Raw genomic sequence first — 15,886 nt, 5'->3', positions numbered from 1 at the left:
TCTGGTTGGGTAAGATCTGCGCCCACTTTGACCGACGAGGTAAAGCATGCGTCGCCCTATGGTAGCTGGTAACTGGAAAATGCACGGTACCCGCGCTAGCGTCGCTGAGCTGACCAAAGGCTTGAGCAATCTCGCCTTGCCGAGCGGAGTGGAAGTCGCCGTATTTCCACCGGCCTTGTTCATCAATCAGGTGATTGATGGCCTGGCAGGTAAAGAAATTACTGTCGGCGCACAGAATTCTGCTGTACAACCCGAACAGGGTGCGCTGACCGGGGAAGTTGCTCCGGAGCAGCTGGTTGAAGCAGGTTGCAAGTTGGTGTTGATTGGTCACTCGGAGCGTCGCCAGATTATTGGTGAAACCGACGAAGTGCTCAATCGCAAGTTTGCAGCGGCCCAGGCCAAAGGCTTGAAGCCAGTGCTTTGCATAGGGGAAACCCTTGAGGAGCGCGAGGCTGGCAAAACGCTCGAAGTTGTCGGGCGTCAACTAAGCAGTATCATCGAAGCATTCGGTGTTAAGGCTTTTGCCGATGCAGTAATTGCCTATGAGCCTGTATGGGCCATCGGTACGGGCCTTACGGCCACGCCACAGCAGGCCCAGGATGTGCACGCCGCCATCCGCGGCCAGTTGGCGGCAGAAGATGCTGAAGTGGCTGCGAAGGTGCAGTTACTATACGGCGGCAGCGTGAAGGCGGCCAATGCGGCCGAACTGTTCGGCATGCCGGATATCGATGGGGGGCTCATTGGTGGGGCTTCCCTGAACGCAGACGAATTCGGTGCAATTTGTCGCGCCGCAGGAAACTGAACAAATGCTGGAAACAGTCATCGTTGTTTTTCATCTGTTGGCAGCGCTGTCGCTTGTAGTGCTGGTTCTGTTGCAACAGGGTAAAGGTGCTGAAGCAGGTGCATCTTTCGGTGCGGGGGCTTCAAATACCGTGTTCGGGAGCCAAGGCTCTGCAACGTTCCTAAGTAAATTAACTGCTATACTCGCTGCCACTTTCTTTTTGACAGCACTTGGGTTAGGATACTTCGCGAAGCAACAAGCTCACCAGCTTAGCCAAGCAGGTCTTCCAGATCCAGCAGTGCTAGAAGTGAAAGAGCCGCAAAAACCGGCAGTTAATGATGATGTACCGGTGCTCCAGCAGCAGAAGAGCGAAACCACCAGTAATACGGGTGATGTACCTCCTCCGGCTCAAGAGCAGAAGTAACGGGTTTCAAGTAGTAGTATTGCCGAGGTGGTGGAATTGGTAGACACGCAACCTTGAGGTGGTTGTGCCCATAGGGTGTAGGGGTTCGAGTCCCCTTCTCGGTACCAATTAAAGCTTGAGAGCCCGCTTTAGCGGGCTTTCTTGTAGGTGAATGTTTGGATTTGACCCTCAACAGGGTTCGGTCTTATACTTTTGCCCCAGCTTTGTCGCGGGGTGGAGCAGCTTGGTAGCTCGTCGGGCTCATAACCCGAAGGTCGTTGGTTCAAATCCAGCCCCCGCAACCAGCTTCAGCGGAGCCCCTTTTCAGGGGCTTTTTGCTAACCGAACAGTTTCGGCGTCGTTGTCCTACGGCGCTTTCAGGGATGGGCGCTTCGCCCATTTTTTATTTGCACAGCATGCACGAGGGGGTTCAGGTGTCGAGCAAGCTAGAACAGTTGCAGGCCTTGTTGGCCCCGGTTGTCGAGGGTCTGGGCTATCAGTGCTGGGGGATCGAATACGTTTCCCAGGGTAAGCATTCGGTACTGCGCATCTACATCGACAAGGAAGGCGGTATTCTGGTGGACGACTGCGAAGCAGTCAGCCGTCAGGCCAGCGCAATCCTCGATGTGGAAGATCCAATCAGCAGTGAGTACACCCTCGAGGTGTCTTCTCCAGGCATGGATCGCCCACTGTTCACGCTGGAACAGTTTGCCTCGCATGCCGGCGAACAAGTGAAGATCAAGCTGCGCTCACCCTTCGAGGGTCGTCGTAACTTCCAGGGCCTTCTCCGCGGTGTGGAGGAGCAGGATGTGGTGGTCCAGGTGGACAACCAGGAGTTCCTGTTACCGATCGACTCGATCGACAAGGCCAATATTATTCCCAGTTTTGACTGAGACGTGCCGGGCCCGGCGGACTATCCGGGCCCAATGGCTTGCGCAAGGCGAGGCGTACGATGAGCAAAGAAGTACTGCTGGTTGTTGAATCGGTATCCAACGAAAAAGGTGTACCGCCCGGCGTCATTTTCGAAGCGCTGGAAGTGGCCCTGGCCACTGCAACCAAAAAACGTTTTGAGGACGAAGTCGACCTACGTGTGGAAATCAACCGCCACACCGGTAGCTACGAGACTTTCCGTCGCTGGACCGTGGTCGACGAAGCCGATCTTGATGATCCGGCGATCGAGACCTGGCTGGACAAGATCAAGGACACCCACCCTGAAGCCAAGGTCGGTGACGTGATCGAAGAGAAGATCGAGTCCATCGAGTTCGGTCGTATTGCCGCCCAGACCGCCAAGCAGGTCATCGTGCAGAAGGTCCGTGAGGCCGAGCGTGCCCAGGTGGTCGATGCCTACCGTGAGCGCGTTGGCGAGATCATCTCCGGTACCGTAAAAAAGGTTACCCGCGACAACGTCATCGTTGACCTGGGCAACAACGCCGAGGCCTTGCTGGCTCGCGAAGACATCATTCCGCGCGAAACCTTCCGTGTTGGCGTGCGCCTGCGTGCGCTGCTCAAGGAAATTCGCACCGAAAACCGTGGCCCACAGCTGATTCTGTCGCGCACTGCGCCGCAGATGCTGATCGAGCTTTTCCGCATTGAAGTGCCGGAAATTGCCGAGGGCCTCATCGAAGTCATGGCTGCTTCCCGTGATCCGGGTTCGCGAGCCAAGATTGCCGTCCGCTCCAAGGACAAGCGTATCGATCCGCAAGGTGCCTGTATCGGCATGCGTGGTTCGCGCGTCCAGGCCGTATCCGGGGAGTTGGGTGGTGAGCGTGTGGATATCGTCCTGTGGGACGATAACCCGGCGCAGTTCGTCATCAACGCCATGTCGCCGGCTGAAGTCGCGGCGATCATCGTTGATGAAGATGCCCATGCCATGGACATCGCCGTCGCCGAGGACAACCTGGCCCAGGCCATTGGCCGTGGCGGTCAGAACGTTCGCCTGGCCAGTCAGTTGACCGGCTGGACCCTGAACGTGATGACCGAGAAGGACATCCAGGCCAAGCAACAGGCCGAAACCGGTGACATCCTGCGCAATTTCATCGAGGAACTGGAAGTCGACGAGGAGCTGGCCCAAGTGCTGGTCGACGAAGGCTTCACCAGCCTTGAAGAAATTGCCTACGTACCGTTGGAAGAAATGCTCAACATCGATGGCTTTGACGAAGACATCGTCAATGAGCTCCGCGCTCGAGCCAAGGACCGTTTGTTGACCAAGGCCATCGCTACCGAAGAAAAACTGGCAGACGCCCACCCGGCCGAAGACCTGCTCTCCCTTGAGGGCATGGACAAAGACCTGGCGGCTGAACTGGCGGTGCGCGGCGTGGTTAACCGCGAAGACCTGGCCGAGCAGTCGATCGACGATCTGCTCGACATCGACGGCATCGACGAAGAGCGTGCCGGCAAGTTGATCATGGCCGCCCGAGCCCACTGGTTCGAGTAATTAGGCGCGGCCTGAGGAGAGAAGTGCATGACGCAAGTCACGGTGAAAGAACTGGCCCAAGAGGTCGAGGCACCGGTAGAGCGCCTGCTGCAGCAGATGCGTGAGGCAGGTCTGCCGCACACCGACGCCGGTCAGGTAGTGACCGACAATGAGAAGCAGACCCTGCTGACTCATTTGAAAAGCAGCCACAAGAGCAAGGCGGAAGAGCCGCGCAAGATTACCTTGCAGCGCAAAACCACCAGCACCCTGCGTGTCGCCGGTAGCAAGAGCATCAGCGTAGAAGTACGCAAGAAGAAAGTTTTCGTGCAGCGCAGCCCTGAAGAAATCCAGGCTGAGCAGAAGCGTGAGCTGGAAGAGCGCCGCGCGGCTGAAAATGCCGCTCGCGACAAGGTCGAGGCCGAAGTTCGCCAGCGCAACGAAGAGCAGGCTCGCCGTCAGGCGGCTGGCTCTACCGCCGCCGCCCCTGCGCCTGCTGCCAAGCCAGAGCCGGCTCCTGCCGCTGCTCCGGTCGCTGCGCCGGCCCCGGTAGTCGCAGACGCCCCGGCCTCTGAAGACGCCGCAGCCCGTGCTGCCGAGCGCAAGAAAGACGAGACCCGTCGCAACGAAAGCCGTACCCGTGATGACGACCGTCGTCGTGGCGAGGCGCCTCGTGTGTCGATTAAGGTCAAGGTCAAGGAGAAGGAAAAGGCGCCGACTCCGCGTGCTGCTCCGCGCACTACCGACGAAGAGAGCGATGGCGCTCGTCGTGGCCGTGGTGGCAAGAGCAAGCTGAAAAAGCGTAATCAGCACGGCTTCCAGAACCCGACCGGCCCCGTCATCCGTGACGTGACCATCGGCGAGACCATCACCGTCTCCGAGCTGGCCAACCAGATGTCCGTCAAGGGCGCTGAAGTGGTCAAGTTCATGTTCAAGATGGGGACCCCGGTCACCATCAACCAGGTGCTCGACCAGGAAACCGCTCAGCTGATCGCCGAAGAGCTGGGCCACAAGGTCACGCTGGTCAGCGACACCGCCCTGGAAGACTCCCTGGCCGAATCGCTGAAGTTCGAAGGCCAGACCGAGTCGCGTGCGCCGGTGGTTACCGTCATGGGTCACGTTGACCATGGTAAGACCTCGCTGCTCGACTACATCCGTCGTGCCAAGGTTGCCGCTGGCGAAGCCGGTGGTATCACCCAGCACATCGGTGCCTACCACGTGGAAACCGACCGCGGCATGGTCACCTTCCTCGATACCCCAGGTCACGCTGCGTTTACCCAGATGCGTGCCCGTGGTGCCAAGGCGACCGACATTGTCATCCTGGTGGTGGCGGCGGACGACGGTGTGATGCCGCAAACCCGCGAAGCCGTTCAGCATGCCAAGGCAGCCGGTGTTCCGCTGGTCGTTGCAGTGAACAAGATCGACAAGCCAGGTGCTGACCTCGATCGCATCCGTAACGAGCTGTCCGTCGAAGGCGTTACCTCCGAGGACTGGGGTGGTGACACGCCGTTCGTCAAGGTTTCGGCCAAGATGGGTACCGGTGTCGACGAGCTGCTCGAAGCCGTTCTGCTGCAGGCCGAGATCCTCGAACTGACCGCTACCCCAACCGCGCCAGGTCGTGGTGTGGTCGTCGAATCGCGCTTGGACAAGGGCCGTGGCCCGGTGGCGACCATCCTGGTTCAGGACGGTACCCTGCGTCAGGGCGACATGGTCCTGTGCGGTTCCAACTATGGCCGCGTACGCGCCATGCTCGACGAGAACGGCAAGCCTGTGAAGGAAGCTGGCCCGTCGATCCCGGTCGAAATCCTCGGCCTGGACGGTACTCCGGAAGCCGGTGACGAGCTGTCCGTGGTTGCCGACGAGAAGAAAGCCCGTGAAGTTGCCCTGTTCCGTCAAGGCAAGTATCGCGAGGTCAAGCTGGCCCGCGCTCACGCCGGCAAGCTGGAAAACATCTTCGAGACCATGGGTCAGGAAGAGAAGAAAACCCTCAACATCGTTCTCAAGACCGATGTGCGTGGTTCTCTGGAAGCGCTGCAGGGTTCGCTCGGCGGCCTGGGCAACGACGAAGTGCAAGTGCGCGTGATTGGTGGTGGCGTCGGTGGTATCACCGAGAGCGACGCCAACCTGGCGCTGGCTTCGAATGCAGTACTGTTCGGCTTCAACGTGCGTGCCGATGCCGGTGCGCGCAAGATCGTCGAGCAGGAAGGTCTGGATATGCGTTATTACAACGTGATCTACGACATCATCGAAGACGTCAAGAAGGCCCTGACCGGCATGCTCGGCAGCGATGTTCGCGAGAATATCCTGGGTGTCGCCGAAGTACGTGACGTGTTCCGTTCGCCGAAGTTCGGCGCCATCGCTGGCTGTATGGTCATCGAGGGTACCGTGTACCGCAACCGTCCGATTCGCGTACTGCGTGATGACGTTGTGATCTTCGAAGGCGAGCTGGAATCGCTGCGTCGCTTCAAGGACGATGCTTCCGAAGTCCGTTCGGGCATGGAGTGCGGTATTGGCGTCAAGAGCTACAACGACGTCAAGGTCGGCGACAAGATCGAAGTCTTCGAGAAAGTCCAGGTGGCTCGTACCCTCTAAGGGCGAGCGAGCCGCAAGCGCCTGCTACAGGGCGGCTTGCGGTACCTCTTCAGGTAGCGCCCGGTCAGGCATTCGTCTGTCCGGGCGTTTGCCGCTTTAAGTTACAGGTAGCAAGAATGGCCAAAGAATATAGCCGTACCCAACGTATTGGCGATCAGATGCAGCGCGAGCTGGCCGAGCTGATCCGTCGCGAAGTCAAGGACCCGCGTGTCGGTCTGGTGACTATCACCGCCGTGGACGTGAGCCGTGACCTGGGCCATGCCAAGGTGTTCATCACCGTCATGGGCGAGGAAACCCCGGATGCCGTGCAGCAATCGCTCAAGGCATTGAATAGCGCCGCCAGCTTCCTGCGTCTGCACCTGGGGCGTTCGATGCAACTGCGCAGCGTGCCGCAGCTGCACTTCCATTTCGATGAAAGTGTCAGCCGTGGTGTGCACCTGTCGGCGCTGATCGAGCGTGCAGTGGCCGAAGACCGCCTGCACAAGGATGCCGACGAGTCGGACACCAAGGAGTAAGCGGTGGCCCAGGTCAAACGTATCCGCCGCAATGTCAGCGGCATCATCCTGCTCGACAAGCCGCTGGGCTTCACGTCCAATGCCGCCTTGCAGAAAGTGCGTTGGCTGCTGAACGCGGAAAAGGCCGGCCATACCGGTAGCCTAGACCCGCTGGCGACCGGCGTGTTGCCGCTGTGCTTCGGTGAAGCGACCAAGTTTTCGCAGTACTTGCTGGATTCCGACAAGGGCTACGAAACCGTCATGCAGATGGGGCAGACTACCAACACCGGCGATGCTGAGGGTGAGGTGCTGCAGACCCGCGACGTGACCGTTGGTCGCGCCGACATCGAAGCGCTGCTGCCCCGTTTCCGCGGCCCGATCAGCCAGATACCGCCTATGTACTCGGCGCTCAAGCGTGACGGCCAGCCGCTGTACAAACTGGCACGTGCAGGAGAGGTAGTGGAGCGTGAGGCGCGTTCTGTTACTATTAACCGCTTGGAGTTGCTCGAGTGCGAAGGCACCCGTGCACGGTTGAGCGTAGGATGCAGCAAAGGCACCTATATCCGCACGCTGGTGGAGGATATCGGTGAAGCCCTTGGTTGCGGCGCCTATGTCGCCGAGCTGCGCAGGACCCAGGCAGGGCCCTTTGCGCTGGCACAGACGGTCACCCTCGAGGAACTCGAACAGGCCCATGCCGAAGGTGGCAACGAAGCGCTCGACCGCTTCCTGATGCCATCGGACAGCGGGCTGCAGGACTGGCCGTTGGTCAGCCTGTCGGAACACAGTGCGTTCTACTGGCTGCATGGCCAGGCGGTACGCGCGCCGGACGCGCCACAATTTGGCATGGTGCGGGTACAGGATCACAACGCACGCTTCATCGGTATCGGTGAAGTGAGCGAAGACGGGCGCATTGCGCCGCGTCGGCTGATTCGGTCGGAATGACCGAAACCGCGGGGTCAGGCAGTTGCCGAGCCCCACGGCATCAAGGGTGGCTGTCAGTAGGCACGGTCACACCTTTTTTATTAATACAGGGATTTGTCCCTGGCCTATTGGACCCCGCTTGCGGGATCCGTTATCAGGAGAAGCCAAATGGCCCTCAGCGTTGAAGAAAAAGCTCAGATCGTTGCCGAATACCAGCAAGCCGCCGGCGATACCGGTAGCCCGGAAGTGCAGGTTGCTCTGCTGACCGCCAACATCAACAAGCTGCAAGGCCACTTCAAGGCCAACGATAAAGACCACCACTCCCGTCGTGGTCTGATCCGTATGGTCAACCAGCGTCGTAAGCTGCTGGATTACCTGAAGGGCAAAGACACCACTCGTTACAGCGCCCTGATCGGTCGCCTGGGCCTGCGTCGCTGATAGCGGCCTGGTCAGTGGTGTGCGTGGGGTGTCGCAGGCTTCGGCAGGGCTGTTTTGCAGCGCTGCCGTTGGGCACTTCACGCGTATCTCCGAGGTTGGCAGCCTGGCAATGCTGAGCGGTTTTTCCGCTTGGTGCCAGGCTCCCAGCCTCGTGTTGTATCTGGACGGTCAATGGGGCCGATTCCCCGTTCTGCCCAAGAATTCGCAAGAAACCAGTTCCCCCAAGAGCCACTGAAAAAGGTAGGAAACCGTGAACCCGGTAATCAAGACTTTCCAGTTCGGTCAATCGACCGTCACTCTCGAAACGGGCCGTATTGCCCGTCAGGCAACCGGCGCCGTGCTGGTTACCGTCGACAACGACGTCACCGTGCTGGTGACTGTGGTAGGCGCCAAACAGGCTGATCCAGGCAAGGGTTTCTTCCCGCTGTCGGTTCACTACCAGGAAAAGACCTACGCCGCTGGCAAGATCCCAGGTGGCTTCTTCAAGCGTGAAGGCCGTCCTTCCGAGAAAGAGACGCTGACCTCGCGCCTGATCGACCGTCCGATCCGTCCGCTGTTCCCGGAAGGCTTCATGAACGAAGTGCAGGTTGTCTGCACCGTGGTTTCCACCAGCAAGAAGACCGACCCGGACATCGCCGCGATGATCGGTACCTCGGCTGCCCTGGCCATTTCCGGCATTCCGTTCGAAGGCCCGATCGGCGCTGCCCGCGTTGCCTTCCACGAAAGCACTGGCTACCTGCTGAACCCGACCTACGAGCAACTGGCTGCCTCGAGCCTGGACATGGTCGTTGCCGGTACCTCCGACGCCGTACTGATGGTTGAATCGGAAGCTCAAGAGCTGACCGAAGACCAGATGCTGGGTGCCGTACTGTTCGCCCACGACGAATTCCAGGCTGTTATCCAGGCTGTCAAGGAGCTGGCTGCCGAAGCTGGCAAGCCGACTTGGGACTGGAAACCTGCCGTTGCCAACACCGAGCTGTTCAATGCTATCCGCGCCGAGTTCGGCGAAGCGGTTTCGCAGGGCTACACCATCACCGTCAAAGCCGACCGCTATGCGCGTTTGGGTGAGCTGCGTGACCAGGCGGTTGCCAAGTTCTCCGGTGAAGAAGGCCAGCCTTCGGCTTCCGAAGTAAAAGACATCTTCGGCGAAATCGAATACCGCACCGTTCGCGAAAACATCGTCAACGGCAAGCCACGTATCGACGGCCGCGACACCAAGACTGTGCGCCCGCTGAACATCGAAGTGGGTGTGCTGCCGAAAACTCACGGTTCGGCACTGTTCACCCGTGGCGAAACCCAGGCCCTGGTCGTTGCGACCCTGGGTACTGCCCGTGATGCCCAGCTGCTGGACACCCTCGAAGGCGAGAAGAAAGACCCCTTCATGCTGCACTACAACTTCCCACCGTTCTCGGTAGGTGAGTGTGGCCGCATGGGCGGTGCTGGCCGTCGCGAAATCGGCCACGGCCGTCTGGCCCGCCGTTCGGTTCAGGCCATGCTGCCTGCTGCTGACGTGTTCCCGTACACCATCCGTGTGGTTTCGGAAATCACCGAATCCAACGGTTCCAGCTCCATGGCTTCGGTCTGCGGTGCTTCCCTGGCCCTGATGGACGCCGGTGTGCCGATGAAGGCGCCAGTTGCCGGTATCGCCATGGGCCTGGTCAAGGAAGGCGACAAGTTCGCAGTCCTGACTGACATCCTGGGTGACGAAGACCACCTGGGCGACATGGACTTCAAGGTAGCCGGTACCGCCAAAGGCGTCACCGCGCTGCAGATGGACATCAAGATCAACGGCATCACCGAAGAGATCATGGAAATCGCCCTGGGCCAAGCCCTGGAAGCGCGCCTGAACATCCTCGGCCAGATGAACCAGGTCATTGGCCAGTCGCGTACCGAACTGTCGGCCAACGCCCCGACCATGATCGCGATGAAGATCGACACCGACAAGATCCGTGACGTCATCGGTAAAGGCGGCGCCACCATTCGCGCCATCTGCGAAGAGACCAAGGCTTCGATCGACATCGAAGACGACGGCTCGATCAAGATCTTCGGCGAAACCAAGGAAGCGGCAGATGCTGCCAAGCAGCGCATCCTGGGCATCACCGCCGAGGCCGAGATCGGCAAGATCTACGTCGGCAAGGTCGAGCGCATTGTCGATTTCGGCGCCTTCGTCAACATCCTGCCTGGCAAGGACGGCCTGGTGCACATCTCCATGCTGAGCGATGCTCGCGTCGAGAAAGTCACCGACATCCTCAAAGAAGGCCAGGAAGTCGAAGTGCTGGTACTAGACGTGGACAACCGCGGCCGTATCAAGCTGTCGATCAAAGACGTTGCTGCGGCCAAGGCCTCGGGCGTCTAAGTGACCGTCACGCAATAGAGAAAGGGCCCTTCGGGGCCCTTTTTTCATGTGGGCGGGAACCTTTTGCGGACTTGCATCTTGCATGCAGGTTTACCGCGCAGATTGCAAAATGCACGACCGCAGCAGTGATGGCGTGTTGCTAACTGATTGATTTAAAAGGAAATAAACGGAGAAGCCAAGCTGGCACAGCCCATGCAACTACCTTCATACCTGACGCCAGGACATACGGCGCAGACCCTTCGAAAAACAGGAGTGACCCACATGAAGAAGTTCGCCATTGCTGCCGCTACTGCTACCGCTCTGACCCTGACCATGGCTAACGGTGCATTCGCCGCTGAGCCAACCCAGGCTCCAGTCATGTTGGCGGCCAACACCGTCGACAACGCCAAGCAAGAAGGCTCCGACACTTGGATCACTACCAAGGTCAAAGCTGATCTGCTGACTGAAAAAGGCATCCCAGGCAGCGACATCAAAGTCGAGACCAGCCAAGGTGTTGTTTCGCTGTCTTCTGATGTGAAGGTTACCGAATCGCAGAAAGCAGAAGCGGTGCGCATCACCAAGAACATCAAAGGCGTCAAGAGCGTAATGTCTGATGGCCTGAAAGCCGAATAAGGAATGTCCCGTCGGCCAAATGGATTTGGCCACTTTCATCAAAGCCCTGGCCCGTGCCAGGGCTTTTTCTTGCGCTCAATACACCGGGTTGCGCGCGATCACATCGCTTTCGAAGCATTCCTGTTCAAGGATCAGAGGCGCCACCAATGGGCGGCTGTCGCGAAAATGCGCGGTCTGGGTATGCGCGTCATACGCCGCATCATCGCGGTAGATTTCGTACAGGTAGATCACCTCCGGATCGACCCGGTCCTGCGACACATCGAACACCAGGCAGCCTGGCTCACTCGCCACGGAAGCTGCAGCATTGACCTTGATTGCACTGAGGAACGCTTCGGCGCATCCAGGCTTCACTCGGGTCTTGATGAACAGGCTATACACAAATCTCTCCTTTTGTTTTAAATTCAATAATGAATTGTATACAAAAATGGAGCCCCGCCAATGTCCGAATTGCCTGCTCGCCCTGGCCGCCTGAATGGCTTGCGCCACATTGCCCTGCTGGTGCCTAACCTGGAGGAGTGTGAACGCTTCTACGTCGATGTGCTGGGCATGGAAGTGCTGAACCGCGCCAATGAGGACCTGGTGTACCTCACCTGCGGTAACGACAACCTGTCATTGGGGCGCGGGGCAGGGGCGGCCAACGGGTTGCAGACCCTGGATCACTACGGGTTCATTGTCGACAGCGTGGAGGAGTTGGAAGCCTGGTACCAGTACTTCAAGGCTCATGGCGTGACCTTGCTCGACCGGCCGTTCAACCATGGTGACGGCGCACGCAGCTTCCACCTGCTGGACCCGGCCGGGAACAAGGTTCAACCGCTGTATCACCCGGCGGTGTCGGGGCAGCGGTTGGTTTGAAGCCCGTACTGGCCTCTTCGCGGGCACGCCCGCTCCCACAGGTAGTGCGTAGGTCTGTGGGGGCTGGCGTGCCTGCGAAAGAGGTCAGGCCTGCCGGAGGCGATTACTCGGCATCCAGATGCATCGGCGTAATCACCCGCCCATCGCTTTCAGGCTGCCCCAGGCTGGTGTCGATGAAGTACACCCGGTCATCTTCAAGCTTGCCCTTGTCCACGAGGTAGTCCTTGATGCTGCTGGCCCGTTCCTGGCCCAGTGTACGCAGCAAGGCGGTACTCTCAGCCCAAGACTTGATCACCGCGGCGCGCAGCTTGGCGGTACGCTCGTCACGGCTCAGTTGCTCCCATTCTGCTGGCGGCTGCTGTTTCAGGCGGGTGCGGTAAATGCCTTCGAGCATCGCGGGCTTGTCGCTGTCGTCCACGACCAGCATCGAGGCATTGGCCGGCACCTTGTCACCCCGTCGCTGCAGGATCTTGTACCAGGTGGCCTGGTACTCACGCTCAAGGCGCTGTTGGGCAATCAGAGGGCCGTCGCTGGCCTGGGCGCTGGTGCCTTCGATTTCCAGGCGCAGTTCCGGGCGCTCTTTCAGCGCGGATGCCAGCTTGTCCAGGGACGACTGCGCCTCGCCGCTGAGTTCGCTGGAGCCGGGGGCGAACGCCACATTGCCAAGGTCTTCCGAGCTACCGCCGCTGATCAGCCCGCCAATGAATTTGAATGGCGCCTGCGCCGCGCGCAGCACCAGGTTGCGCAGGGTTTGCCAAACAATCGGCATCACGCTGAATTGCGGGTTGTTGAGGTCGCCAGACACCGGCAGCTCGATCGAGATCTTGCCCTCGGTATCCTTCAGCAATGCCACCGCCAGGCGGATCGGAAGGTCGACCGCATCCGGGCTGTCGACTTTCTCGCCCAGCTGCAGTTGCTCCACTACTACCTTGTTCTCGGCCTTGAGCTGGCCGTTGGTGATCAAGTAGTGCAGGTCCAGGTTCAGCCGCCCCTTGCGGATGCGGAAACCGGCGAACTTGCCGGAGTAGGGCGTGAGCGTGGTCAGTTCGACGCGCTTGAAGCTGGTGGCAATGTCCAGGCTGGCCAGTGGATTGAACGGGTTGAGTGCGCCCTTGATGGTAACCGGTGCGTAGCGGTCTACCTTGCCCTTGACGTCGACCTTGGCCGGCTGTGGCTTGCGGTTGTCGATGGTGCCGATCTGTCCGTTGAGTTGCTGGATGGCTGTGGCGAAGTTGGGGGTTAGCGACAGGTCGGCAAAGTTGGCCGAGCCGTCATTGATGTCGATCTGCCCGATATGGATGCCAAGCGGCTTGTTGCTGCTGGCCGTGGTCGGCTTGGGCTGGCTGCTCGCCGGGGCGTCGGCCGGTTGCGGGATCAGCAGATCATTCACGTTAGTGGTGCGGTCTTCGTTGATGATGAAGCGTGCATAGGGCTGCAGCAGGGTCACCTTGTCGATCGACAGAGCATCGCCGTGCACGTAGGACAAGCCGTCGACGTTCACCTGCTGCCATTTGACGAAGTCGCGGCTCTTGATGGTGTCGAGGGTATGCAACTGGCTGACCTGCGCCTTGCCGGTCACATTGAAGGCCAGCGGCGCGGTGTTCTTCAGGTCGACCTTGAGGTCGCTCGAGAGCATGCCGCTGCGCAGCTCCAGCAGGATGAACGGGCTGATGTAGGCCTGGGCTACACGCAGGTCGATGTCGCGGGTGCTCACATCCAGCTTTGCCCATATCGGTGCCAGGTTGACCTGGCCTGCAGCCTGCAGCTTGCCTTGCTTACCCACACCTGTATCGAGTTTGAGGGTGAAGGGCGACTGGTTGAGGCTGTCGAAACCTTGCAGGTCGGCATTGAGAGGACCAATGTCCAAGGCTACCGGTGCCTTTTGGCTGCGATCTTCCAGGTGTACCAGGTAGTTGCGCAACTGCACGTCCTTGAGCAGCACTTGCCAGGGTTTGCTTGGCTCTTTGGCCGCTTTCTCTTCAGGCGTAGGTGCTGCGGCCGCCGGCTCGGCCTTTTCCTTCGGCGTGGCCTTGGCGGGTTGGCTGGCGAACAGCTTCTGCCAGTCGAGCTGGCCATCTTTTTCCAGCGCCGCCCAGGTTTCGAGCTTTTCGCTGCGAACCTTGCCCACCGTGACCTGCTGCTTGACCAGGTCAATGGAGGTTTCGCTAACCTCCAGGCTGGCCAGGCGTGCCAACGGTCGGCCATCGGGCGCCTTGATGGCGAAGGGCGCGATGCGCACGGAGACGTTATCCAGCAGCAGCTCGGTCTGTTTGGCGAGGTTGAGCTTGTAGTGCGTATCGAGGCTTACCACGCCGTCTTCCAGCACCAGTGGCACGGCATCGCGCACGTAGGGCCAGAACAGCTTCATCTTGCCGTCTGTGACCTTCAGTGTGCCTTCGGAGGCGATCGGCGACAGGCTCAGCGTGCCCTTCCAGTCGATGCGTCCGCCATTGGGGCCGCTGGCCACCAAGGTCATGTCGGCGTTGTCGTTGGGCAGGGTGCTGAGGTTTTTCAGCTCCAGATTCATGTTGTCGTAGAGGAACTCGATCGGCTCGCTGGGCCGCAGGTCCTCGAAGTGCAGGTAGCCGTCGACGAGCCTGATACTGCCAATACGCAGCGGGAACGGGTCGCTGGGCGGCTCTTCGGGTTTGGCTTCGTTGGCCGGGAGTTTGAACAACCCGGTCAGGTTGAGGGTACCGTCCTTGGCGAACAGCACTTCGTTGCGCGGTTTGTCGAGTTCCACCGCTTCCAGATGCAGGGCTTTTGTCCACAGGCTGTCGAGGGAGGCGTTAGCGTAAAGACGCTCGAAGCCGACCTGCTCCTTGCCCGGCTCGCCGATCTGCAGGCCCCACAGCGTCAGCTCGAGGCTAAAGGGGTTAAGTTCGATCCGTTCGAGTTGGGCCGGCACGGTGGCGTATTGGGCCAACTGCTGGTTGACAATGCGCAGTGCGACACCAGGAAGAATGAGAAAGCCAAGCAGGCTATACAGGGCTACCAAGGCCACGATTGCGCCAGCGGCGCGAGTCAATCCTTTGTACATGTGTCGCTTCGTCTGTCTAAGCAGGAGTGCTTGGAGTATGGCACGTTAAATCAGTTCCGCAGTGGCCACCCTTTTCGCTCAATCAATGCCCATTCGCCGTTTGGCCCGGTGTGCCGAGCCGTCGCGCATTGCCCAGCGCAGTACCGGCGCGGTGCGGCGCAGGCCCAGGCGGATCAGGCGCTGCTGCAGGGGCCCGTGCTGCAGGCCGAGCAGTGCCTGGGCCCAGCCGGGCAGCAAGTCGATACCCGCGTGCAGCATCAGTTTGCCAACCGGCTGTGCAAGGCGGCTGGGAGCAGGGGCGTCGAGCAGGATTCGTATCACCTCATGGCTGCGCGCATCACAGTGCAGCTGCGGGCGTATGTGTTGCAGATAGTCTTCAACTTGCTGGCACGAGCGCGGCACGTCACGGGCACCAAGACGCTCGGCGATCAGGGCGATTTCGTTGTAATAGGCATCCTGCTCGGCGCGTGGCAGGTGTGGGTTGCGGTAACGCAGGTGGGCGGCGAGGAAACGGCTGACCTCCGCTACATGCACCCAGGTCAACAGATCCGGGTCGCTGGCCGCATAAGGGCGGCCATCCGGTGCAGTGCCGGTGACCTGCAGGTGAATGGTGCGCACTTTGTCGATCAGCCACTCGGCATCGCCAGTGGCGCCGAAGGTGGTGCCGGAAATGAACTGGCTGGTGCGGCGCAAGCGGCCGAGCAAGTCTTCACGAAAATTGGAGTGGTCCCACACACCGGCCAAGGCCAAGGGATGCAACAACTGCAGCATCAGCGCGCTGATGCCACCGACCAGCATGCTCGGGAAGTCGCCATGTACCCGCCAGCTAATACTGTGCGGGCCGAACAGGCCGGGGTCGCCCTTGGGCGATTCCAGGTCGAGCTGGCCGAGGGCCAGCCCAGTGAGGCTCATGACCTGGGTTTCGATACGGCGACGAAGGGCTTCCATGGCGACCTGCTGTACAGGGCGGCCAGATTTGCGGCCGCC

The 15,886-nt window shown here is 59.9% G+C and carries 14 protein-coding genes and 2 tRNA genes; 13 read left to right on the top strand and 3 right to left on the bottom strand.

What is annotated here, in order from left to right; translation table 11 throughout:
• The first annotated feature begins 46 nt into the window (after positions 1 to 46).
• From tpiA to ACF8Q6_RS23120, 12 genes are all read left to right on the top strand, one after another.
• Positions 47 to 802, top strand: a complete 756-nt coding sequence (gene tpiA, locus ACF8Q6_RS23175; RefSeq protein ID WP_003249956.1) for a triose-phosphate isomerase — start codon at positions 47 to 49, stop codon at positions 800 to 802.
• Between the two features lie 4 nt (positions 803 to 806).
• The gene (gene secG / locus ACF8Q6_RS23170) at positions 807 to 1,205 is read left to right on the top strand and encodes a preprotein translocase subunit SecG (protein ID WP_003249958.1); all 399 of its coding nucleotides are present in this window, start codon (positions 807 to 809) and stop codon (positions 1,203 to 1,205) included.
• Between the two features lie 21 nt (positions 1,206 to 1,226).
• Positions 1,227 to 1,312, top strand: a tRNA-Leu gene (locus ACF8Q6_RS23165).
• A gap of 100 nt (positions 1,313 to 1,412) precedes the next feature.
• Positions 1,413 to 1,489: transfer RNA gene (locus ACF8Q6_RS23160), tRNA-Met, on the top strand.
• Positions 1,490 to 1,618: 129 nt separating this feature from the next.
• Positions 1,619 to 2,077 (top strand): ribosome maturation factor RimP, encoded by a 459-nt coding sequence (rimP, locus tag ACF8Q6_RS23155; RefSeq protein ID WP_003249960.1) that lies wholly within the window; start codon positions 1,619 to 1,621, stop codon positions 2,075 to 2,077.
• 59 nt (positions 2,078 to 2,136) lie between these two features.
• Complete coding sequence (gene nusA / locus ACF8Q6_RS23150) at positions 2,137 to 3,618, top strand: transcription termination factor NusA (protein WP_003249963.1); 1,482 nt, start codon at positions 2,137 to 2,139, stop codon at positions 3,616 to 3,618.
• 27 nt (positions 3,619 to 3,645) lie between these two features.
• Positions 3,646 to 6,186, top strand: a complete 2,541-nt coding sequence (gene infB / locus ACF8Q6_RS23145; protein WP_004575779.1) for a translation initiation factor IF-2 — start codon at positions 3,646 to 3,648, stop codon at positions 6,184 to 6,186.
• 116 nt (positions 6,187 to 6,302) lie between these two features.
• A complete protein-coding gene (gene rbfA / locus ACF8Q6_RS23140) occupies positions 6,303 to 6,701 on the top strand; it encodes a 30S ribosome-binding factor RbfA (protein ID WP_003249967.1) in 399 nt (132 codons plus the stop codon).
• A gap of 3 nt (positions 6,702 to 6,704) precedes the next feature.
• On the top strand, positions 6,705 to 7,622 hold the full coding sequence (truB, locus tag ACF8Q6_RS23135) for a tRNA pseudouridine(55) synthase TruB (protein WP_003249968.1): 918 nt from the start codon (positions 6,705 to 6,707) through the stop codon (positions 7,620 to 7,622).
• 147 nt (positions 7,623 to 7,769) lie between these two features.
• Entirely contained in the window at positions 7,770 to 8,039 is a 270-nt protein-coding gene (gene rpsO / locus ACF8Q6_RS23130; protein WP_003249971.1) for a 30S ribosomal protein S15, read from the top strand.
• 250 nt (positions 8,040 to 8,289) lie between these two features.
• Complete coding sequence (pnp, locus tag ACF8Q6_RS23125; protein ID WP_004575780.1) at positions 8,290 to 10,395, top strand: polyribonucleotide nucleotidyltransferase; 2,106 nt, start codon at positions 8,290 to 8,292, stop codon at positions 10,393 to 10,395.
• Between the two features lie 261 nt (positions 10,396 to 10,656).
• A complete protein-coding gene (locus ACF8Q6_RS23120) occupies positions 10,657 to 11,007 on the top strand; it encodes a BON domain-containing protein (protein ID WP_003249976.1) in 351 nt (116 codons plus the stop codon).
• A 75-nt stretch (positions 11,008 to 11,082) separates the two neighbouring features.
• Here ACF8Q6_RS23120 and ACF8Q6_RS23115 read toward each other — a convergent pair whose 3' ends face one another.
• Complete coding sequence (locus ACF8Q6_RS23115; protein WP_392494431.1) at positions 11,083 to 11,385, bottom strand: putative quinol monooxygenase; 303 nt, start codon at positions 11,383 to 11,385, stop codon at positions 11,083 to 11,085.
• A gap of 60 nt (positions 11,386 to 11,445) precedes the next feature.
• Here ACF8Q6_RS23115 and ACF8Q6_RS23110 point away from each other — a divergent pair, with 60 nt between their 5' ends.
• The gene (locus tag ACF8Q6_RS23110; protein WP_010955354.1) at positions 11,446 to 11,859 is read left to right on the top strand and encodes a VOC family protein; all 414 of its coding nucleotides are present in this window, start codon (positions 11,446 to 11,448) and stop codon (positions 11,857 to 11,859) included.
• Between the two features lie 103 nt (positions 11,860 to 11,962).
• On the opposite strand, the gene ACF8Q6_RS23105 is transcribed toward ACF8Q6_RS23110, so the two are convergent.
• Together ACF8Q6_RS23105 and ACF8Q6_RS23100 are read right to left on the bottom strand one after the other, a co-directional pair.
• Positions 11,963 to 14,899, bottom strand: a complete 2,937-nt coding sequence (locus ACF8Q6_RS23105; protein WP_392494429.1) for a DUF748 domain-containing protein — start codon at positions 14,897 to 14,899, stop codon at positions 11,963 to 11,965.
• A 78-nt stretch (positions 14,900 to 14,977) separates the two neighbouring features.
• Positions 14,978 to 15,847, bottom strand: coding sequence for an oxygenase MpaB family protein (locus ACF8Q6_RS23100; RefSeq protein WP_392494427.1), 870 nt, complete (start codon positions 15,845 to 15,847; stop codon positions 14,978 to 14,980).
• Positions 15,848 to 15,886 lie beyond the last annotated feature (39 nt).

The organism is Pseudomonas sp. GLN_2 (genome assembly GCF_043106005.1).
Taxonomy (GTDB): domain Bacteria; phylum Pseudomonadota; class Gammaproteobacteria; order Pseudomonadales; family Pseudomonadaceae; genus Aquipseudomonas; species Aquipseudomonas alloputida.
The sequence above is the reverse complement of the archived record's forward strand: the minus strand, read 5'-3'. Positions and strand labels throughout refer to the sequence as shown.